This window comes from Paenibacillus wynnii (assembly GCF_000757885.1).
Lineage (GTDB): Bacteria > Bacillota > Bacilli > Paenibacillales > Paenibacillaceae > Paenibacillus_AQ > Paenibacillus_AQ wynnii.
This window is the reverse complement of sequence record NZ_JQCR01000003.1, coordinates 733,472-755,169: the sequence shown is the minus strand read 5'-3', so window position 1 is coordinate 755,169 and position 21,698 is coordinate 733,472. Positions and strand designations below refer to the sequence as shown.

Genomic DNA, 21,698 nt, shown 5'->3' with positions numbered 1-21,698 from the left:
ATAGTAATCAAAAAAAGCGCCAAGATGCGTGAAGCAACCTGACGCCTGTAAGTAAGCTTATTAAAATTCCCCGTTCTCCACTAATACTGGCTCATCATATACGCCTTTCAGTACACGCCGCTTATTCAATACTACCTCAGGCGGTTCTACAGCAGGAGCATAAGGATGCAGCAGCCATGACTTTACTAGATGTGTATCAGAAACCTTGTACACCGGTGGCTCTTGCTTGTGATCGATCTCCAAAGCGTAGGTGCTCCGTATCGCAAAAGCATCTCCAACCGGCGGTCTGATTAAGTCCGGCGGTGTTCCTGGTATAGCAGTCAGCAAGGTTCCTTTACTCTCCAAGCTGGGCATTGAGGCTAATAGCCCCCATGTATAAGGATGTCTTGGATCATAGAAAATCTCTTCCGCAGTACCCATTTCAACAATCTGCCCGGCATACATAACCGCTACCCGATCAGCCACTCTAGCCACAACACCCAGATCATGAGTGATAAAAATAATCGCGGTATCAATCTTCTTCTGCAATTCCTCCATCAAATCCAGAATCTGTGCCTGTATGGTTACATCCAGTGCAGTAGTCGGTTCATCTGCAATCAGCATCTTAGGATTGGCGGCCAAGGCCATGGCGATAACCACCCGTTGGCGCATCCCTCCACTGAACTCATGTGGATATTGGTGGAACCTTTTTTCCGGAGAAGGAATGCCTACCAGATTGAGTAATTCAATTCCTCGTTTGATCGCGGCGTCATTGGAAATTTTCTCGTGTTTGAAAAGAACTTCCGTGATCTGTCTCCCGACCTTCATCATCGGATTTAGTGACGTCATCGGATCCTGAAAAATCATACCGATCTCTTTACCGCGAATTTTTTGCATTTGTTTATCCGTCTTACTGATCAAATCCTGTCCGTCAAAAAGAATTTGCCCACGTTTATATTGACCTTGCGGCGTTGGAATCAACTTCATGATCGCCTGCGAGGTTACACTTTTACCAGAGCCGGATTCGCCTACGATAGCTAAGGTCTCACCCTTATCTACATGAAAGCTGACCCCGCGGATGGCTTGAACTTCCCCACTACGTGTTTTGAAAGAAATCGCTAAATCCTTTACCTCTAAAAGGTGCTCCATCCCTTCACCCTCTCAATTCTCCTTGTTTTTATGATAATGATTATCATTATTAATAACCACAGCGTTAATTTTAGCTAGTTTATTAGGGTGGAGTCAAGCTCTTTTTTGAATTATTCTGTGAATCTCGCCCAACCTTGCAGCAAATTATCATGCGCCCATTGGATATGCCCTTCACTCTCATACTTGCGGGAAAAGCACTCGATGAAATATATAAGATCGATATACAGGTCATACAGCTTTTTCCGAGCACGTTCGTTAGGACTATCAAATCTGCCGCCATACCCCTTGTAGAAAGATTCTGAATTCTCAATATAGCGGAAATAATACTCCATTAAGGGATCGCCCCACAACGCCCGCTCCCAATCAATTAAAGCTACAATTCTACCCTCACGTACAAATACATTCCCGTCCCAGAGATCCCAATGAACAAGCCGAGGCTCAGTGACCTCATCCAAGACATGAAATTGTTTCGCAAGTTCTAACTCTAGGGTTTCATAGGAAATCGGCATCGGCGCTCCTAAACGACGGGCATCATTCAGCAGGTTATTCATTAAGGCCATGAATACCTCTTTCCACGAGCCTTGCGAACTGTGCACGGAGCCGTTAAATAAACCGAATTCCGATCCTTGGATCTCGTTAATCATACGATTATACTGTCCAAGCTCGAATTCAATCATTCCTCTTTCCTCAGGCGTGAGTGAACTCTTTACTTCATCGTAAGGCTGCCCATCAATGACCTCCATGAAGAAATAGTCGCAAGGAAACACTTCACGGCTATTGTCAAAAGCATATACTTCAGGAACGGGTACAATTCCTTTAGACTTCATTAACCGCAATGCTTCAACCTCTGAAACCATTATATTATGCTCATAGCTTAAGGTTTGTATTTCCTCAGTCGGAGCTACCTTTAGAATCGTTGACCTGCCATCTGACAAAAGGAGCTTATATGCTGCATTAAAATAGCCCCCTGTTAATTCCAAGCTCTCTTTAATCCCTATTTGATCTCCAAAAGCAGTTCTGACTAACAGATCTTGCTGTTGATTTGAAATTTTGGTTTTTGTCTGACTTTCCATAATAAGCTAACACCCCATTCGAAATTTATTAATAATTTTAAACAATACTTCTCCTTGGAGCCGAGAATGGTTAGAATAGCAGGAGTCACTGTTATTGTACGGATTATTCATTAGGAAGCGAGGAATCTAACTTCATGATTATCAAGCCAAGAACACGCGGCTTTATATGTACAACCGCCCATCCTGAGGGCTGTGCCCGTCAGGTACAGCAACAGGTGGAATATGTACGGGCCCAACCTGAGATAAAGGGACCTACGAAGGTTCTCGTTATTGGCGCCTCTGCAGGATACGGTTTGGCTTCCAGAATTACAGCTGCCTTTGGTGCAGGTGCCAGTACAGTAGGTGTGTATCGCCAAAGCATCAGCAAAGAAAATCGGACGGCATCTGCCGGTTGGTACAATTCGGCAGCATTCGAGAAGCTGGCGGAAGAAGCCGGTTTGCAGTCATTCAGTGTAACGGGGGATGCCTTCTCTAACGAGACGAAGCAAAGAACCATCGAACTGATACAACAGGAACTGGGTCAGGTTGATCTGGTGGTATACAGTGTCGCATCCGGTCGGCGTATCCATCCGGTTACGGGTGAAACGTTTTCTTCAGTACTTAAACCGCTAGACAGTACTTATACCAATAAAACGGTTAATTTCCATACCGGAGAAGTAAGCATGGTATCGATTGATCCTGCTACGGAAGAGGAGATTGCAGGGACGGTTACTGTGATGGGTGGAGAAGACTGGCAAATGTGGATCGATGAACTTCAGCAAGCCGGTGTGCTTGCAGATCATGCAGTGACCATAGCCTATTCTTACATGGGTTCAGAGATAACTCAACCCGTTTATCGCGAGGGTACCATTGGACGGGCAAAAGACCATCTTGAGGAAACTGCCCACCATATTAACAAACAGCTGGCTTCACGCGGAGGCCGGGCATATGTAGCGGTAACAAAGGCTCTAGTGACCCAGTCCAGCTCAGCAATTCCCGTAGTTCCACTGTACATTTCCGCTTTATACAAGGTGATGAAGCAAAAGGATCTTCACGAAGGCTGTATTGAACAAGCCTATCGTTTGTTCTCCGAGCACTTATATACTGCGGATGGAACGAAGGTAGACAGCAAAGGGCGAATACGGATTGATGATTGGGAATTGCGCCCCGATGTCCAGGAGGAAGTCACCAGACTGTGGGCTGAGTTGTCTTCTGACAATATTAATGAGCTCTCCGATCTTTCAAGCTATCGCCGCGAATTTTTCCAGCTCTTTGGTTTTGAGATCGAAGATATCGATTATGACGCGGACATAGATCCAAACGTGACTATTCCTCATTTACGTTAGAGCTCGGATTAAAAACAAAAACTAGCCAGTCTTCAGTAATTCTGAGACTGGCTAGTTTTATAACCTTTTAACCTTTATGGACTTAAACCCACCACATCTCACCAGATGGCTCTTTAATCAAAATTTGACTAAGGTTGTCTACGGCTTTGGAGAAGCCTTCATCTACTGACATCAACCCGTCTTCATGCTCAATACTAACTACATAGTCATACCCTACAAGACGAAGAGCACTCATGATGTCAGTCCAAGTCTTCATATCATGACCATAACCTACAGTACGGAACTGCCAAGCGCGATCGAGCATTTTTCCATATGACTGCATATCCGTTAATCCATGCATGTTCACGTTAATTGGATCAATGAATGCATCTTTCGCGTGGAAGTGATGAATTGCCCCTTTACGACCTAGTATATGAATCGCTTGTACAGGATCAATTCCTTGCCACCACATGTGACTTGGATCCAGGTTGGCACCAATGACTTCGCCTGCTGCTTCTCTAAGACGGAGCAAGGTTGCCGGAGAGTGAACCGAGAATCCGCCATGCAGCTCCAGTCCAATCTTCACATCGTGCTGGGCCGCAAACGCTCCCCATTCGGTCCAGTAGGGAATGACTTTATTCTCCCACTGCCAGGTAAGAATTTCTTGATAATCATTTGGCCACGGAGCCACAGGCCAGTTCGGATATTTAGCATCCTCGTGATCACCAGGGCAGCCGGAGAACGTATTTACTACCGGTACCTCCAGTTTCTGCGCTAATTTAACTGTATTCACGAAATCCTCGTGATCCTTGCGGGCAAGCTCCTTTTGCGGATGCAACGGATTGCCGTGACAGCTTAACGCACTGATCATCAGTCCACGGGATTCAACAGCATGCTTGAATTCCTTCAATGCTGTCTCATTCTCCAACAGCAACTGCGGATTACAATGACCATTCCCGGGATATGCACCAGTGCCGATTTCAACTGCTTTAAGCCCTTTGGAAGCTACATAATCCAATGCATCTTCCAGTTTGCGTCCGCCAAACAATACCATAAATACTCCAAGTTTCATGGTGTATCCCCTCTCATTATCGTCTTATTTATCGGAAGTTCCATCGAAATACACGGCACGGCCTGTCCGTGCGGATTCATATACAGCTTCCAAGATTTGTGTAACTACAAAAGCCTGTTCAGGTTTCACAACGGGCTCCTTATCTTCTCTAACCGCTTCCAGCCATAACCGCGCTTCACGGTCAGCTTCAGTCTCTTCTCCACCTGAGTAGAAGGCTACACCGCCTGAAGAAAGATCTACTTTAGTCTCATAAAGATGTCCAGCACGTTCTCCGTTCAAACGAAGTCCGTCATTCATATCCGCTCCGCCTTCAGTACCGGCAAGAAGGGTCTTAGCTTCACCAAACTCCGAAACGTTCAGTGCCCAGCTGGATTCAAGAACAATGGTTGCTCCATTTTCCATGGTGATGAAACCAAAAGCTGAATCTTCAACCTTGAATTTCTCCGGGTCCCAGGGTCCAAAGGCATTCGCTGCATTTTCTTTATGTCCAAGCTTATGGAAGACAGAACCTGTTACACTGCGCGGCTTGTAGTTATCCATCATCCATAATGTCATATCCAGTGCATGCGTACCAATATCGATGAGCGGGCCTCCACCTTGCTTCTCTTCATCCAGGAATACGCCCCATGTAGGAACGGCACGACGGCGTAGCGCGATGGCTCTGGCATAATAAATATCACCAAGATCTCCGCTATCGCAAAGACCTTTCAAGTATTGACTATCCGAACGGAAACGGTTCTGATAACCAATCGTCAGTTTTTTGCCGGTACGACGTGCTGCGTCCAACATTTCTTGTGCTTGAGCCGTTGTCTTCGCCATTGGCTTCTCACACATAACATGGCAACCCGCTTCCAATGAAGCTACTGTAATTGGCGCATGGCTGTCATTAGGGGTACATACATGAACGATATCGAATCCGCCTTCTTTAAGCATTTCGTTATAATCACTATACACCTTAGCGCCTTCTGAACCGTATTTGTCAGCAGCTTCTTGTGCACGATCTAATTCGATATCGCAAAAAGCGACCATTTCAGCATCCGTTTGACGTGATAAGCTTGGCATATGTTTCCCGATGGCGATACCACCGCAACCGATAATAGCTATTTTTAATGTTTTAGACATGAACTTTTCCTCCTTGTTGTGCGTACTGTTTTACCCATTTCAAGCTATCTGCTACACTCTCAAGCGGCGAACGATTGCAATAATCCTGTTCAACGACCGCCCATTCCACGCCTGCCGCTGCTGCAGCTTCCAGAATACCGGACAGATTAACTTCACCCTCACCCAGTACAACAGTTTCTGCTGAACCGTCTTCGAGCTTCTTCATATCCTTCAAGTGAATGATCGGCAACCGACCGGCATATTTGTTGATATATTCAATCGGGTCAAATCCAGCATGGTATACCCAGCAAGTATCCATTTCCACTTGAAGCAGGTCTGCTGATACATTTTCAAAGATTCCATCAAAGGCAGTAAGCTCTCCGTAGTGCTCCGTGAATTCAAAATCATGGTTGTGGTAGGATAATACCGCACCGCGTGCTTTTACTTTTTCCCCAATGGTTATTAGGTTAGCAGCGACCTGCTCCCAATTTCGTTGTTCCTCTGAAAGATAAGGAATGATCAAGTTCGTATTGCCAATAGCTAGGTTATACGAGACTTCTTGCTCCGTATCATTAAGTAAAGCATCATAAGGACGATGTGCTCCGAGAGCAACCATTCCAGTTTCTTCCAACAATTGCTTAACTTCCTCTGCACTACGTCCGAAGTAATCATAAAATTCGACTCCATGGTAACCCATATCGGCTACCTTACGAAGCGTACCTTCGAAGTCCTGCTCTAGCTCTGCTCTAAGTGTGTACAATTGCAAACCAATCTTCAACATTACTCAATCACTCCAATTAGTGTAGTGGATACCTGAACAAAAGAGCTGTCCGCTAAATATGCTAACAAATCAACCTAATTTATATGGTAGTATGAAAGCGCATAAAATAAAATGAATAATATGATTTTAACATGAACAATCTGATCATCTTTTCAGAGTACTTCACTTTAATTTACATTAACATACAGGAAATGAAGGAACCTCACTGTCCGATTTCGACTCATAAATATCAAAATCTTTCACGACTTCACGAGTTCGACCGGCTTCAAAAACAGCTTCAATTAGGTTCAACACCCGTAACACTTCAACATTTTTGACAATAGGTTCTGCTGATCCTTGTATGACTGCAGCGAAGTTATCATAGAAGCTGGAGGCGTGTTCATAAGCCGCAGGCAATGCTTCGGTGATTGTCGACCCTTCAGAAGGAGGAGCCATTGTTTTGGTTAATCCCACACCTGCTTGAATAGGTTTCGGCTCGATTCGCTCGACCTCATTATTTCTCGTCACCATTCTACCCTTTAAAGACCAGTCTTCAATGATAGCAGAACCCTCAAGACCCTTAACATACCAACGTGGAAGTGTAATGAAATTCGTGGTTCCCACCTCAACAACAGCCGTAACACCGTTCTCAAATTGCAGGAATGCCTCGAACCCATCATCAACCTCATCGCCTAAGATAAAACTTAAACGACCGGTTACACTTGTAATTTTGCTATCGATCATTACGATTAACTGATCCAATAAATGTACGCCCCAGTCCAAAAGCATACCTCCGCCATAGGCTTCAATACGACGCCAGTCACCCGGAATACCATTGGCTCCGTGAACTCTGGATTCAATCTGGAACAGATCCCCGATCGTATGTTGATCGTACATGCTCTTGATAATCAAGAAGTCCTCGTCCCAACGTCTGTTCTGATGGACCATTAATACACGACCCGTCTCGTCAGCTACAGACATCATTTCCTCGAAATCCGCTCTGCATAGGGTCACCGGCTTCTCGCAAACAATATGCTTTCCAGCTCTCATGGCACGAATAGCAAGATCCTTGTGGATATCATTCGGTGTGGCAATAACGACTACATCAACTTTAGAATCATTCAACACAGCCTCATAACTCTCATAAGCGTGGTAACCGTCTTCCGTAGCGGCCGCTTGGCGTTCCGTAAGAACGTCATATGCACCCACAACTTCCAGACTCTCACTTCCTTTGATTAACTTGCCGTGATAACTTCCCATACCGCCATATCCAATTATGACTACCAATTTTTTTGTAATATTCATGAATTCGACTCATCCTTTTCCGATTTATTTTAAAGGTCACCTATGCATGGAGAGAATCTACTTGAACAAAAGTGCTGTATCCTTTATCAGATGCCAAAAGCAGATAACACCTATTCCGATGCTCATTATCTTTACCTCCAACATATATAATTCTGACATCTAACTATAAATTAACACATTTCCTTTAGATATTTTAGTAGGAAAAGAAGACATCATTTATATAAGATAACGACAGATTAAAAGGCGATCTCACAAATCCGGGAAGCTATTTACATGGTAATCTTAATGAACATATAATAAAATGAATAATATGATACATACATGAACAATTTGGCTATAATTTTAAAAACCTAGGAGGAACCATGTCCCAAGCAGCTGCCTGTCATGTTTTGTCTGCCGGCTTTTCCTTTCACCGCAAGCCATTTCATATGTCACAGAGTGAAGGAATTAAAAATTATCTCCTCCGTCTTCAGACGGAAGGGCGAAGCAGAGCTTTAATTGATGGAGTTATTTCTCCCGTAGAAAGCGGAGATCTGATGTTGTTCGCCCCTAACGATCCGTATTATCTAATTATCGATAAAGAAAACTACCCAGTAGGCAAACCCCGTATCGAAAGCGGCGATTATCACATCTTTTGCGGAGGAGAATGGGTGGAAGAATGGTGGAAGCGGACCTCACGTCCATCTCGCATTAGCATTCCTCTGAGTGACGGGTTTTTAGGCCTATTCCGTCAGCTTGTGCTTGAGCAGCGGAGATTATCCGACTTCTCTCCGGAAATTTCAGGATGTTACCTGCAAATACTATGTATGGAAATTGATCGAATCATATCCGATAAACCGGCGATATCCCCCAAAAGCTATCTGGCATCACGGATGAAGCAATATGTTGAGGAGCACGCAGCCTTTCCATTCCGTTTGGAGGATGTGGCTGCCCATGTGGATATTTCTGTTTCGAGAGCGGTTCATCTATTTAAAGATTCCTTCGGAACCAGTATTGTTAAATATGTTAATGATGTACGGCTTGAAATGGCCAGAGAACGAATAACTTTCAGCCCTATGCCCCTTGAGCATGTAGCAGAGACTTGTGGTTTTGCCAATTACACCTATTTTCACCGGATATTTCGGAATCGATTTGGCATGTCACCCAAGGAATTTCGAGTCTTCAGCAGAGAGAGAATATAAGCACAGCGTATGTCTAAAAATGCCCACAAAAAAGGAGCGCCATCATACGTGATTCGCTCCTTGTATTTAATCTTATTCAGTTGTTGCTTCTTACTGGGTGTAATCCGGACATGCTGTGATATCGCACCATAATCTCCATTGGATCTTCGATGGTTTGCTGAGCACCAGGTTCCCGACCGCTCTGCTTTTAGAAGAACTTTTTTTGTTTTCGTACGTGCCATTTAATTCACTCTCCTGTTCAATTGTATGTTTTTGTTTCAGTTGTTCTACTTTCATTTTATCATAATATTGGGGTTCTCACAGCCAGCAAAAGACACCATATTGCTCCTAAGAGTTAATCCATTACAAAAATAGATTCGGAGGAAAAAACATGAAATATGAAGTTTTGTATGAAGGCGCCTTTGCTATGCTGAAGGTGAACCTGAACGCTGGTGAAAGCATCAAAGCTGAAATGGGCGCGATGGTTGCTATGTCTCCTAATGTTGAACTAAGGGGTACTGTTGACGGCGGTATAATGCGGGGACTTGGCAGAATGCTCAGTGGAGAAAAGTTTTTCTTCCAGGAACTTACTGCAACTCGAGGATCAAGTGAAGTTTTGCTGTCGCCAGGATCATTGGGGGATGTACAAGCTGTTGAATTAGACGGATCTTATAAGCTTTATGTTCAAAAAGATGGATTTCTCGCGGGGACTCAGGGGATCCAAGTAAACACCAAGATGCAGAACTTGGCTAGAGGTTTCTTATCCGGCGAAGGATTCTTCATCGTTGAAATCAGCGGCAGCGGTACGGTCTTCCTCTCCTCTTTCGGAGCCATTCATGCGATCAACTTGGAAGCTGGAGAAGAAATGATAATTGATAACGGACATCTTGTAGCTTGGCCGGATTATATGGATTACAAAATTGAAAAGGCAGCCTCAGGTTGGTTGAACAGCTTGACTAGCGGTGAGGCCATTGTCTGCCGCTTCCGCGGTGAAGGCGTTGTACTGGTACAAAGCCGTAACCCAGGCAACTTCGGGACCTGGATTAAATCTTTTGTGCCTACCCGAAGTTAAGTTATTTTAAAATATAAATTTTCAAAAAGGGTGACCGGAGATTCCGTGTCACCCTTTTATTTACGACTTATAGTACACTCTGCAGCTTAAGATACTGCCTTGCAATCTTTTTCCTTTTTGCAGCCCGTTGATTTACATGTATTGTACGAGCCTTTGAAATCCAGACGGTGATCCGTCACCGTGAACCCGTATTCCCGCTCCAGACGGCTCTCCAAATCCACCAGCCAATCATCCTTAATCTCTTCAAGTTTACCGCATACATTACATATTAAATGATGATGCATATGGGCCTGCTCATCACCACGCAAGTCATAGCGCGCAACCCCGTCGCCAAAGTTCATTTTCTCAACGATATGAAGCTCCGTTAACAATTCCAATGTACGATACACTGTCGCCAATCCAAGGTGAGGATAGCTGAGTTTAACGATCATATAGACTTCTTCCACACTTAAATGGTCCTTCTCATTATCCAGTAATACCTGTACGATTGCTTCACGTTGTGATGTTAATTTATAGTTTTGTGCTGCAAACTGTTGGGCTATGTGTTCTATGGGATTCATAAGGGTCTCCTGCCTTTCTGGAACGATTCAACATCCGCACCCTTTGAGACTAGCTAATCTATTCTATCAAGAGATAATTAGTAATCGTTACGAAATAAGCATAACAAAATAACACCCAAATGAAAAGAGGCTGCCTACCTGCAACATTAGTCCTTACAACTTCGTTAAAGAAGATAATAAAGGCCTTCTTCATTGGCCCAATCCTAATACGAGGTGAATAAGACATGAACATTAAAAAAAGTGCAATAACAGCGATTACAACCATATCGATACTCTCCTTCACACTCGGAGGGCAAATCTTCGCCGCTGGAGGCAGCTTCAAAGATCTCGACAACGTTACTGGAACCGACAAAATCATTTCTCTGAAGGATCAGGGATTAATCAAGGGTGTAACGGATTCGCAATTTCTACCCAAGAATCTAATGACAGCAGGTCAAGGAATCCAATTCATCTCTGGTGGACTGCAACTTAGCTTGGCAGCTATTGATTTCAACAAAGCACCTATAGCCAGCGATATCTTCAAGAAAGTAAAAGATAATACTTGGTATGCAGAGGCTTTCATTAATGCTCACTATAATGGTGTAGATATTCCTAAAGATATCGATCCGTCCAAGACCATGACCAAGGAACTTTTCACTGCATTATTAGTGCAAGGTGTTGAGAAGGCGGGAAATCTGCCACTGATCAAAATCATACCTGCAGATATTGCAGACGATAGTCAACTAGATCCTTCGTATCAAGGAAGTGTCCAGCGTTCTTTGATATACAAAATCACTACCTTGGATACCAACGGTAAGTTTAATCCAAAAAGTGAGCTTACTCGTGCCGAAGCCGCTGTAATGTTATACAACGCCCTTGAATATTTAAAAGCGCATCCTGCTCCGGTGCAATAACAGCCGTAGTCCATACAAATACTAAAAACTCCGAAGACCGCTTTTCATAGTGGCTCTCGGAGTTTTTTTATTATAAGAATTTATAGAAAGTCTATTCTGCTTCCCCGCTCAGCCGATTTAGAAATTGCCGCGCACGCGGGCTCTTCGGATGTACCAGTACCTCCTGAGGAGTTCCTTGCTCTAAGATAAGACCATTATCCATCAGAATAATTGTATCCGCCACATCTGCAGCAAACTTCATCTCATGAGTGACGATAACCATAGTCATCCCTTCAGCAGCCAGCTGCTTAATAACCTTCAGCACATCACCGACCAATTCAGGATCAAGGGCTGATGTAGGCTCATCGAACAGCAGTACCTCCGGTTCAACAGCCATCGCTCGGGCAATACCTACCCGCTGCTGCTGTCCGCCGGATAACTGATGAGGATATGAATCTGCTTTTTCAGAAAGCCCTACCTTATCCAACAATGCCAAAGCTCGTTTACGAGCATCCTCTTTAGGCAACTTCTGGACTGTGATCTGTCCCTCCATCACATTCCCAAGTACGGTCATATGTGGGAAAAGGTTGTAGGATTGAAAGACCATCCCTGTTTTTCTGCGAAGCTCCAGAACACTATTTTGTGGAACCTTTTTAACATTGGTGAAATCGAGTTTTGTATCACTAAGGACAATACTCCCTCGGTCAGGAACCTCCAGTAGGTTAAAACACCGGAGTAAAGTCGTTTTACCGGAACCGGAAGGACCAATAATAACAAGTACCTTGCCATGTTCAAGCTTCAGGTTAATGCCTTTCAATACTTCAAGCGATCCAAATGATTTATGCAAATCCTGTATCTCAATCAAGTTTATCTTCTCCTTTAACTCGCAGAGTATCGGTCAAACCGCTTCTCCAGGTAGTTTTGCAGAGTGGACAGAACGGTGCTGAATATCAGGTAAATCACACCTGCTTCACAATACAGCAGCAGCGGCTCATAGGTTGCAGCTACAACTTGTTGGGCAGTTCTGAACATTTCTACATACGTGATACTTGCAGCAAGCGATGTGTCCTTGACCAGACTAATAAAGGAGTTCGCGAGTGGCGGAACGGAAACTCTCGCAGCTTGCGGCAATATGACACGGCGTAATGCCTGACCGCGGGTCATGCCCACGGAGAAAGCAGCTTCCCATTGGCCTTTATGTATGGATATTATAGCAGCACGTACAATTTCTGAAGAATAGGCACCCACACTTAGTGAGAAACCAATAACAGCGGCTGTAAATGGTTCCAATATAATTCCAACTGCAGGCAAACCATAAAAGATAATAAAGAGCTGCAGTAATAGCGGTGTTCCCCGAATGACCCATACATAGAAACCGGCAATCAACTTCGGAATTCTCCAAGAGGAAAGGCGAACCAGTGCGGTTAATACAGCTAGCAATAATCCAATTGCAAATGAAACGAGAGTGAGTGGAATTGTAAAAGCCACCCCGGCTTTAAGCAGGGGCAGCAAAGAATCCATTAAGATTTGTATTTTGTGGTTATCCATTGATCAGACATCCTTCTTGGCATCAATTATTTGGAAACGTCAGTCCCAAAATATTTCTCGGAAATTTTCAGGTATGTTCCGTCGCTCTTCATTTCAGTGATGGCATCACTCACGGCTTTGACTAACTCGTCATTACCTTTTAAGAAGACCGCAGCACTATGTGAACCTTCAGCGATTTCATCAACCACTTTAATTTTTACATCCGGCTTTTGCTTTTTCAAGTCTAGGAAAGACAGTCCGTCATTAACCGTTGCATCAATACGACCAGAGATCAGCAAGTCAATCGCCTGATTGAAACCTTCAGTACCTACGATCTCAGCACCATTGTCAGTAGCAATCTTGGAAAGGTTACTGGTAAGTGATTGACCAGCCTTCTTACCCTTCAGGTCCGCAAAGGACTTAATGTCTTCATTATCTTCGCTAACAATCAGCACGGCTTTGGAAACGATGTAAGATTCGGAGAAGTCATATTTGACTTTGCGTTCGTCATTAATGGAAACTTCATTAAAGATAACATCGAAACGTTTAGCATCCATCCCGGCGAAAATTCCGTCCCATTGAGTTTCGAAGAACTCAGGTTCCACGCCCAAACGTTTGGAAACTTCCTCAGCTATTTCAACATCAAAGCCTGTAAGTTTACCAGCTGCATCATGGAAGGTAAATGGAGCATATGTACCTTCTGTACCGATACGCAGCTTGCCGCTTGCTTTAACAGCCTCAAGACTATTCTGTTCAGCAGCTGGTGCAGCAGCGCCCTCATTCGTTGCCGCAGTTGGTTCAGCAGCCTTATTGTTATTGGCATTGTTTCCACATGCCGCTACCAGTACCACGGTCAGTGCCAATAAAATCGTTAAACTTAGCTTTTTCATTTGTAAATCCCCTCTCTTATCCTTCTCTATATGGGTGTTGTACAACCCGATAAATTGAATAGTACACTGTCATGTCATCTCCGTCAATACTTTTTCCGATAATAATCATCGGAATTATGCAGATAAAGAATTCTGTGCTATTAGTCACCATTTAGCAACCCTGTTTATCTTACCCCAAATTGGCAAATTGTCCTCTTGAATGTAAGAACTATTCGGATAAAAATACCCTCGCAGCCCATGAAGCTACGAGGGTATAAACAAATTTGTATGTTAATGAATGATTATTCCTTACTAGAGAACTTTACCCATGCATGATTTCGGGTCTAACCTTCTTCTTGGACCCGTCTTCTTCGCCTTTGCTTCCTCTGCGCAGTAAGAGTCCCAACACTGCACCACCTATTGCTACGAACATCATGATATGGAAGGTATCATCAAATCCTTTGGCCAGTACAAGCTGTGTAGCGTGCAAAACTGCTTCTGGCGTAGACTCTCCAACAGAAGCACCGGCTTGTGCTGCAGCTTCCCTCATTTCAATCCCCCGTGCAGCAGCTCTGGAACTAAGTATAGTAACCAGTGTCGATACCGCCAAGGAATTAATAACCTGCTGCATCGAATTAGTCAACGAAGTCACCCGATTGACGAGATCCCGCGGCGCTTTGTTGAGCAAATGTGTATTCATAGGCATCATCATCATCCCCATGCCGGCTCCGCACATGATCAATGGCAGAATAACATCCCTGCTCTCCGTTGTAAGATCAACATGTGAATACTGGTATAGAGCACCCGATACCAGACTCAATCCGCAAACCACAAGCCAGCGTACCCCTATTTTATCAAATAGTATTCCGGCGATCGGCATCATAATTCCGGAAGCTATCGCTTGGGGGAGTAGGGTTAGACCGGTATCAAATGCCCCAAATCCACGTGCTTGCTGCAGAAATTGTGGTAATAAAAACAAGGCCCCATACAGGGCGAACTGAGCCACCCACTGAACTAATATGCCTGCGCTGAAGTCTATTGAGCGGAGTACTCGCAATTCCAACAGCGGAGTTCGAGTACGTAATTCAACTATAACAAAAGCAATTAAAGCTACAGCACCGACTGACAACCCAATAAGAGTCTTATCGGAACTCCAGCCCTGAGCTCCTTGACTTACCCCATAAGATAATGAAGCAAAGGCTAACGGTCCCAGGATCATGCCATATTTATCGACTCCGGCAACCTGACTTTTCTCTACCTTAGGCAGTTTTCTTAACCCAATGAACAAACATACGATACCGATTGGAATGTTAATCAGAAAGATCCAACGCCAGGAATGGTATTGAACTAACCATCCGGATAACACGGGTCCTATCGCCGGAGCAAACAATACCGGGATGCCCATAATCCCCATTACTACACCGACCTTGCTCATTGGACTCAGTCTATAGACATAAGCCATGGCTACCGGCAGCACGCAACCTCCGCCAAGTCCTTGTATTACACGGAATGCGATAAGCCACTCGGCACTGCTTGGTGTAGCACATAGTATGGATCCGATTGTAAATAATACGATAGCACTCAAAAATACAGTCTTGGCTCCAAATCGGTCGGATAACCAACCAGAAAGGGGAATCACTGAGGCTTGGGCCAACATATACCCGGTAACCACCCATTGCAATGTATTCAAATTCGTATGAAAGTCCACTACCAGAGTAGATAAAGCTACATTCATCGCAGTACTGTCCAGCACAACCATAAATACGCCCGCTATGATCGCAATAAGCGGAACTAAAATACTGGATATCCGAAAGTCCGCATCTGACTTCATCGTTTGTTCCATTCTCTTTCTCCTCCTAATAACCCCTTGCACGAGTATCATTGACCTCTTCGCGGGTATATCTATATAATTGATTGATCGGACAACTGTCCGTTTCTCCATCCATTAGTTTACGGACAATTGTCCGCTATGTCAATTAGATTCTGCATCATTACTTAACACTATTAATTTCTATTAAAGGAGTCCCTTCTCTTATGGCTAATGATCCCTATATACAGAAAATTTTGGAGGCCGCCGGACAGCTTTTTACCGAAAATGGTCTGGATGCGGTCAGTATGTATAGTATTGCTAAAAAAGCCGGCATTGGACAGGGTTCCTTATACCGCCGCTTCAGTGATAAAGGTGAAATTTCTTCAGCTCTCCTACTGGACAGTACTGAGAGATTCTTAAGGCTAATGGAGCAAGAGGTTCAGCAGTCCGGTTCCGAGATTCCTGCATTGGAGCGTCTTCAGAACAGTATTGAGAGAGTTATCGATTTCATCGCTCAACATGCGGAGCTGCTGCAGCTTATTAAGTCTGAATTCACCGGTAAAAAACAGCTCACCCACTTCGAACATCCTTTTTTCCAAAGACTAAGTGCAGTGCTGGCCGAGCTGATTCAACAAGCTTCCGACCGTAATGAAATCATCTCCGTGAACCCCAAATTTGCTGCTACAGCATTGATTTCCGTACTCAGTCCAGACCTCTATTTGTACCAGCAAAAGGTTCACGGAGATTCCAAAGAACAGATCGTAAAAGGCATAATTACGCTGTTTGTGACAGGACTCCGTAAATCTTAGTATTGAAAAGGCTAAAGTCTCTCCCAACTCTTTACATATCGATAAGATATGGTATATTTAAAACCACTTAAGAATTCAATATCGACCTATTTATTTCACTAGGGGAGTCTACTTGACTGAGATGGAGTTCAACCTCCGGACCCTTGGAACCTGATCTGGATCATACCAGCGGAGGGAAGTGGAACCGGACTTTCAAGTGATGCATACCTATGCAGACGAGAATTTTGGGCCCATTCATTTCCTTTGGAGATGGATGGGTCTTATTTGTTTGGAAGGGGGTTTGTCTACGAACACAATGATCTCTATTAATGATTTGTCCTACTCTTTTGACCCACAACGGAAATACTCAGTTTTATCAGAATTGTCTATGAAAGTTAAACATGGAGAGTTCGTCTCTGTCATTGGCCCCAGCGGTTGTGGGAAAAGTACGCTTTTCAAGATTATCGCAGGACTGTCGGAACCTACTAACGGCGATATCATCTGGCAAGAAGCTAGCTCCACTGCAACTACCCGATTAGGGAACATTGCCTACATGCCTCAACAAGACCTTTTACTGCCCTGGAGGACGGTATTGGACAATTGTCTTCTGCCGTGGGAAGTAACTCAGAACCGCTCAAAAGCGGAAACGATCTCGATGATACGCGAGATGCTGGAGCGCTTTGGTCTTGCAGAAGTGGAACAAGCTTATCCGAATGAATTATCGGGTGGTATGAGGCAGCGGATCGCTTTTTTAAGAACCCTTGTAACCGGAGCGGAGCTTATGCTGCTGGATGAACCTTTTGGCGCTCTTGACGCTATAACTAAACGGGAAATGCACAAGTGGCTTACCGGGTTATGGGATGGGCTTGCGAAGACGGTTCTATTCATTACACATGATCTGGAGGAAGCGATTCTGCTTAGTGATCGAATCTACCTAATGTCCGGCAGTCAATCAAAAGCTCCAATGCAGGAATTCATCGTTGATTTACCAAGACCAAGGCACTCTGCTATGAATTATGATCCGCGGTTTCTGAAGTTGCGGGAGGATTTGGAGAGACGACTTTATGATACTCACACCTCTTAAACGTTATCTTAGAGATTATGGACTTGCCCTCCTCCTTCTCCTCTTCCTTCTCGTGTGCTGGGAGACCGTTGTTCGTCTGAAATGGATTCCATCGTTTATCCTTCCGGCTCCTACGTCCATTTGGAATGCTCTAGTCGAGAATCGGCGGTTGTTATTTGGGCAGCATCTACCGGCTACTCTTCAGGAAGTAATTATGGGATTCATTCTTTCTGTTGTCTTAGGCTCATTGTTAGGTACCGGAATGCATTTGTCCCGTAGGCTAGAAAAAGCACTATATCCCTTCATTATCATCAGTCAGACGATCCCGTTAATCGCTCTCTCGCCCATCTTCATATTTTGGTTCGGTTATTCGCTGGCAGGCAAGGTTGCCGTTGTCTTCTTAACAGCATTCTTTCCGGTAGTGGTGGGTAGCTTTGATGGATTACGCAAGGGGGGTGAAGGCTACAGAGAGCTATTATTAACTATGGGCGCAAACCGATGGCACCTGCTTACAAAGATCCAGATTCCGCTGGCACTGCCCTCATTTTTTTCCGGCTTGAAACTATCGATTGTATATTGTGTGATCGGAGCAACGATTGGCGAATGGCTCGGGGGCAGCAAGGGCCTTGGTTATTTCAGCCGCCGTATGGCCGGGAATCTGCAAAGTGATGAGATGTTCGCGGCCGTATTCTTGCTGTCTGCACTTGGCCTTGTCCTTTTTCTAATCCTAGTCTTGCTTGAAAAAATTCTATTCATGAAAAGAGGTTCATCCAACTCATGATGTATACCAATACTAAATTAAGAGTGTCAGTCTCCCTATTACTACTTTGCATCTTTCTAATTCTAGGCGGTTGTTCGGCGGGTAAATCTAAACAGCCTTTGCAGAAGCTTACCCTTATGCTCGACTGGTATCCGAATGCCGTGCACTCTTTATTTTATGCAGCGGAGAGCCAAGGCTTTTTTGCTGAAGAAGGTCTGGATGTAGAAATCCGAATGCCTGCGGACGGCAATGACGGCCTGAAGCTAGTCGCGGCTAATCAGATTGATCTGGCACTTAGCTATCAACCTCAGGTACTCATGGCCCGCGCTGAGCAAATCCCGGTGCAATCCATCGCTGCCATAGTCAGACATCCACTGAATCATCTGCTGATTCCCGCAGAAGGTGCAGTACAACGTCCTAAAGATTTGATGGGTAAAAGTATCGGTTACTCCTCCATCCCTCTATATGAAGCAATGGTGAAGACAATGATTAAGAATGATGGCGGAGATCCGCAGAGTGCAAACCTGATCGATGTTGGATTTGATCTTATCCCGGCAATTTCCACAGATAAAGTGGATGCCATCATGGGCGGTTTCATTAATCACGAGGCGCTGATCTTGGCCAAAGAGGGTCATCCTGTGACTTCAATCCATCCGACTGATTATGGAGTCCCGGACTATTATGAACTGGTGCTAGTAGCAAGCGAACAAGGCCTAAAGAACAATAATACGTATTTAAAAAAATTCATGACCGCCATCACCAAAGGTCAGCAGTATGTGCAAGAGCACCCGGATGAAGCCCTCTCGATCCTGCTCAAGCATGAGGATGCAACCTCTCCACTGGATAAGGACATTGAGCAACAAAGCTTGCAAATCCTGCTGCCGCTAATGGATGCGGGTGATCAGACATTTGGTTATCAGGACCCGGAATCTTGGGAGAATGTTCACCAATGGCTGATTGAGAATCAGCTTCTCCATACAGATGTGAAAACCGAAGAAGCTTTTATTAACTTATAACAACATAACCTAGGGAGGAATTAAAATGACTTATCTAGCCAATGTACGCCTGCAAAACCCGCTTGTTCATAATATCACCAACATTGTAGTAACCAACTTTACGGCTAACGGCCTGCTTGCTCTGGGGGCATCCCCTTTTATGGCAGATGCGCATGAGGAAGTACAGGATGTAGCTAAAATGTCCGGGGCTGTTGTCCTTAACATCGGCACTCTTAATGACCATACCATTCAATCGATGCTGCTGGCTGGACAATCAGCCAACACACATGGAGTGCCTGTCGTCCTTGACCCTGTAGGTGCAGGTGCAACGGCTTACCGTACAGACGTTACCCAAGCACTGACTAGTCAAATTCAACTAGCTGCTCTTCGGGGCAATGTAGCTGAAGTTGCGAATGTAGTTGGCGAGAGGTGGTCCAGTAAAGGGGTAGATGCCGGTGAAGGAGAAGGCGATGTTATAGCTTTGGCCCAAAAAGCTGCACGGAAGCTCGTCTGCACAGTGATTATTACAGGAAAAGAAGACGTTATCTCCAACGGAGATAATACATATATCGTTAGCAATGGACATCCCATACTAACCAAGGTTACGGGCACAGGCTGCTTACTCACGTCAGTGGTCGGTGCTTTTCTGGCTGTAAGTAATGGGAACTTCCTAGAAGCTTCTGTCGAGGCGGTTTCCTTCTACGGAGTTGCCGCTGAAATAGCTGCCAGACTAACGGCCCATCAAGGGCCCGGAAGCTTCCAGGTGGAGTTCCTGAATCAATTGGCGCTTGTTACCCCTGAGATATTCAAGGAAATGTCCCAGATTAAGAAACTGACTTAAATTAACTCACTAAGGAGAACGAACCATGAAGATATTTAAAGCCTTAACCATAGCTGGCTCTGACAGCGGTGGCGGTGCAGGTATTCAAGCGGATCTCAAGACCTTTCAGGAACTGGGCGTATATGGAATGTCAGCTCTAACTGCTGTAACGGCTCAGAATACGTTAGGTGTACAGGGTGTCTATCCTTTAGAGATGGAAGCTGTTGCCCAGCAGCTTACTTCAATCGGCGATGATCTGCAACCGGCTGCGGTTAAGACTGGGATGCTGTTCAGTGCTGATATCATTCGTATCGTAGCGGAAAAAGTAAAGGTATACGGATGGACGAATCTTGTAGTAGACCCTGTTATGGTCGCCAAAGGAGGTTCCAAGCTGTTGCAGCAGGAAGCTGTACAATCCTTGATCACATCCCTCCTGCCATTGGCTTTAGTAACCACACCTAATATCCCCGAAGCAGAAATATTAACAGGGTTAACCATTTCCAGTCTACATGACCGCGAAGAAGCTGCCCGGAGAATCTCAGCGATGGGATCACGTTACGTGGTAATGAAAGGAGGCCATGATTCCAGTAGTGAAGGTGTGATCGATCTATTATTCGATGGGCATGAGTTCCTTTACTTGGAGAGCAAGCGGGTTGAGACTCGTCATACGCATGGTACTGGGTGTACCTTCTCGGCTGCAGTTACAGCTGAGCTTGCCAGGGGAAAAGCAGTACCTGAGGCGGTTCGTACAGCCAAAGCCTTCATTCAAGCAGCTATTGAAGATGAACTGGGCATTGGAGCCGGGCACGGGCCAACGAACCATTTTGCCTATCAAAATAGAGTACGGGGTGAGCATCATGACACAATATAACAGCACCAACTTAAGCGAATCGTTGAAGGTGTATTTCATTATGGGCAGCATGAATTGCCGTAAGTCACCTGAAGAGGTATTATCTGAGGCCATTGCCGGGGGGATAACCATGTTTCAGTTCCGCGAAAAAGGACCCGATGCGCTGACAGGCGATGCCCAGTTTGAGCTGGCTAGAAGGCTGCAGCAAATTTGCCGATTGAACAGCGTCCCTTTTATCGTCAATGACGACATCGACTTAGCCATTGCCTTGGACGCAGACGGCATTCATGTGGGACAGGACGATGAGCCGGCTCGTTCTATTCGGCAGCAAATCGGTGAGAAAAAGATTGTGGGCGTCTCTGCCCATACACTGGAGGAAGCGCAACAAGCTATGGCTGACGGAGCCGATTACCTCGGGATCGGTCCGATATATCCAACTACTTCGAAGGATGACGCCAAAGAGGTTCAAGGGACTAAGATCATTGAAGAATTGCGGGACCATGGACTAACGATTCCCTTGGTCGGGATTGGAGGGATTACACTGACGAATGCCACCCCCGTCCTTACTGCTGGTGCGGATGGCATTTCAGTGATTTCTGCCATTGCAGCGGCAGATGATATAAGCGGGACTGTGAAGGATTTCGTGCGAGTTGTTAGAGGACATATCCTCGAACTTCGTCGACTGAAAGCATAAGTCTTCCTCGGGGTCAAGCGATGTTGTCGAGAAAGTTCAAATCTTAGCATTCTATGCGCTTACCCGGGTAATAAACGTGCAACTATATTTTTTTACACACATATAAAGCATGGCT

22 protein-coding genes and 1 riboswitch are annotated in these 21,698 nt (G+C 44.9%); of the genes, 11 read left to right on the top strand and 11 right to left on the bottom strand.

The genetic code is table 11. From position 1 onward, the window contains the following. Positions 1-60 precede the first annotated feature (60 nt). Together PWYN_RS18825 and PWYN_RS18820 are read right to left on the bottom strand one after the other, a co-directional pair. Complete coding sequence (locus PWYN_RS18825) at positions 61-1,128, bottom strand: ABC transporter ATP-binding protein (protein ID WP_036655158.1); 1,068 nt, start codon at positions 1,126-1,128, stop codon at positions 61-63. Positions 1,129-1,238: 110 nt separating this feature from the next. After that, positions 1,239-2,201, bottom strand: a complete 963-nt coding sequence (locus tag PWYN_RS18820; RefSeq protein WP_052088147.1) for a phosphotransferase family protein — start codon at positions 2,199-2,201, stop codon at positions 1,239-1,241. A gap of 134 nt (positions 2,202-2,335) precedes the next feature. On the opposite strand from PWYN_RS18820, the gene fabV reads away from it, so the two are divergent. Beyond that, on the top strand, positions 2,336-3,526 hold the full coding sequence (fabV, locus tag PWYN_RS18815; RefSeq protein WP_036655156.1) for an enoyl-ACP reductase FabV: 1,191 nt from the start codon (positions 2,336-2,338) through the stop codon (positions 3,524-3,526). A gap of 82 nt (positions 3,527-3,608) precedes the next feature. On the opposite strand, the gene PWYN_RS18810 is transcribed toward fabV, so the two are convergent. The 4 genes from PWYN_RS18810 to PWYN_RS18795 form a co-directional block, all read right to left on the bottom strand. Beyond that, positions 3,609-4,577 (bottom strand): sugar phosphate isomerase/epimerase family protein, encoded by a 969-nt coding sequence (locus PWYN_RS18810; RefSeq protein WP_036655154.1) that lies wholly within the window; start codon positions 4,575-4,577, stop codon positions 3,609-3,611. A 24-nt stretch (positions 4,578-4,601) separates the two neighbouring features. After that, positions 4,602-5,699 (bottom strand): Gfo/Idh/MocA family protein, encoded by a 1,098-nt coding sequence (locus tag PWYN_RS18805; protein ID WP_036655152.1) that lies wholly within the window; start codon positions 5,697-5,699, stop codon positions 4,602-4,604. Next, on the bottom strand, positions 5,692-6,459 hold the full coding sequence (locus PWYN_RS18800; protein ID WP_036655150.1) for a sugar phosphate isomerase/epimerase family protein: 768 nt from the start codon (positions 6,457-6,459) through the stop codon (positions 5,692-5,694). Before PWYN_RS18800 ends, PWYN_RS18805 begins: the two co-directional genes overlap by 8 nt. A 177-nt stretch (positions 6,460-6,636) precedes the next feature. After that, positions 6,637-7,743: a Gfo/Idh/MocA family protein gene (locus PWYN_RS18795; RefSeq protein ID WP_052088145.1), complete on the bottom strand. Its 1,107-nt coding sequence runs from the start codon at positions 7,741-7,743 to the stop codon at positions 6,637-6,639. 362 nt (positions 7,744-8,105) lie between these two features. On the opposite strand from PWYN_RS18795, the gene PWYN_RS18790 reads away from it, so the two are divergent. Continuing rightward, the gene (locus tag PWYN_RS18790) at positions 8,106-8,924 is read left to right on the top strand and encodes a helix-turn-helix domain-containing protein (protein WP_036655148.1); all 819 of its coding nucleotides are present in this window, start codon (positions 8,106-8,108) and stop codon (positions 8,922-8,924) included. Between the two features lie 370 nt (positions 8,925-9,294). After that, positions 9,295-9,975, top strand: coding sequence for a TIGR00266 family protein (locus tag PWYN_RS18785; RefSeq protein ID WP_036655146.1), 681 nt, complete (start codon positions 9,295-9,297; stop codon positions 9,973-9,975). A gap of 86 nt (positions 9,976-10,061) precedes the next feature. On the opposite strand, the gene PWYN_RS18780 is transcribed toward PWYN_RS18785, so the two are convergent. Next, positions 10,062-10,535, bottom strand: coding sequence for a Fur family transcriptional regulator (locus PWYN_RS18780; protein ID WP_036655145.1), 474 nt, complete (start codon positions 10,533-10,535; stop codon positions 10,062-10,064). 224 nt (positions 10,536-10,759) lie between these two features. On the opposite strand from PWYN_RS18780, the gene PWYN_RS18775 reads away from it, so the two are divergent. Then, a complete protein-coding gene (locus tag PWYN_RS18775; RefSeq protein ID WP_036655143.1) occupies positions 10,760-11,428 on the top strand; it encodes an S-layer homology domain-containing protein in 669 nt (222 codons plus the stop codon). A 91-nt stretch (positions 11,429-11,519) separates the two neighbouring features. On the opposite strand, the gene PWYN_RS18770 is transcribed toward PWYN_RS18775, so the two are convergent. From PWYN_RS18770 to PWYN_RS18755, 4 genes are all read right to left on the bottom strand, one after another. Beyond that, entirely contained in the window at positions 11,520-12,272 is a 753-nt protein-coding gene (locus PWYN_RS18770) for an amino acid ABC transporter ATP-binding protein (protein ID WP_036655141.1), read from the bottom strand. 14 nt (positions 12,273-12,286) lie between these two features. Then, a complete protein-coding gene (locus tag PWYN_RS18765) occupies positions 12,287-12,955 on the bottom strand; it encodes an amino acid ABC transporter permease (RefSeq protein ID WP_036655139.1) in 669 nt (222 codons plus the stop codon). Positions 12,956-12,981: 26 nt separating this feature from the next. Continuing rightward, on the bottom strand, positions 12,982-13,824 hold the full coding sequence (locus tag PWYN_RS18760; RefSeq protein WP_036655137.1) for an amino acid ABC transporter substrate-binding protein: 843 nt from the start codon (positions 13,822-13,824) through the stop codon (positions 12,982-12,984). Between the two features lie 301 nt (positions 13,825-14,125). Beyond that, on the bottom strand, positions 14,126-15,646 hold the full coding sequence (locus PWYN_RS18755; protein ID WP_036655136.1) for a DHA2 family efflux MFS transporter permease subunit: 1,521 nt from the start codon (positions 15,644-15,646) through the stop codon (positions 14,126-14,128). 191 nt (positions 15,647-15,837) lie between these two features. Between PWYN_RS18755 and PWYN_RS18750 the strand changes: the two genes are divergently transcribed. The 7 genes from PWYN_RS18750 to thiE all read left to right on the top strand — a co-directional run bounded on the left by PWYN_RS18750 (position 15,838) and on the right by thiE (position 21,583). Further along, the gene (locus PWYN_RS18750) at positions 15,838-16,422 is read left to right on the top strand and encodes a TetR/AcrR family transcriptional regulator (RefSeq protein ID WP_036655134.1); all 585 of its coding nucleotides are present in this window, start codon (positions 15,838-15,840) and stop codon (positions 16,420-16,422) included. Positions 16,423-16,512: 90 nt separating this feature from the next. After that, positions 16,513-16,616, top strand: a riboswitch (TPP riboswitch). Then, positions 16,601-17,485 (top strand): ABC transporter ATP-binding protein, encoded by an 885-nt coding sequence (locus tag PWYN_RS18745; RefSeq protein WP_240479788.1) that lies wholly within the window; start codon positions 16,601-16,603, stop codon positions 17,483-17,485. (Overlaps the previous riboswitch by 16 nt.) After that, the gene (locus PWYN_RS18740) at positions 17,466-18,245 is read left to right on the top strand and encodes an ABC transporter permease (RefSeq protein ID WP_036655133.1); all 780 of its coding nucleotides are present in this window, start codon (positions 17,466-17,468) and stop codon (positions 18,243-18,245) included. Before PWYN_RS18745 ends, PWYN_RS18740 begins: the two co-directional genes overlap by 20 nt. Beyond that, positions 18,242-19,240 (top strand): ABC transporter substrate-binding protein, encoded by a 999-nt coding sequence (locus PWYN_RS18735; RefSeq protein ID WP_420805783.1) that lies wholly within the window; start codon positions 18,242-18,244, stop codon positions 19,238-19,240. The genes PWYN_RS18740 and PWYN_RS18735 overlap by 4 nt, the downstream gene beginning before the upstream one ends. Before the next feature lie 25 nt (positions 19,241-19,265). Next, positions 19,266-20,060, top strand: coding sequence for a hydroxyethylthiazole kinase (thiM, locus tag PWYN_RS18730; protein WP_036655131.1), 795 nt, complete (start codon positions 19,266-19,268; stop codon positions 20,058-20,060). A gap of 25 nt (positions 20,061-20,085) precedes the next feature. Further along, complete coding sequence (gene thiD, locus PWYN_RS18725; protein ID WP_036655130.1) at positions 20,086-20,910, top strand: bifunctional hydroxymethylpyrimidine kinase/phosphomethylpyrimidine kinase; 825 nt, start codon at positions 20,086-20,088, stop codon at positions 20,908-20,910. Continuing rightward, on the top strand, positions 20,897-21,583 hold the full coding sequence (gene thiE / locus PWYN_RS18720) for a thiamine phosphate synthase (RefSeq protein WP_052088144.1): 687 nt from the start codon (positions 20,897-20,899) through the stop codon (positions 21,581-21,583). The genes thiD and thiE overlap by 14 nt, the downstream gene beginning before the upstream one ends. Positions 21,584-21,698 lie beyond the last annotated feature (115 nt).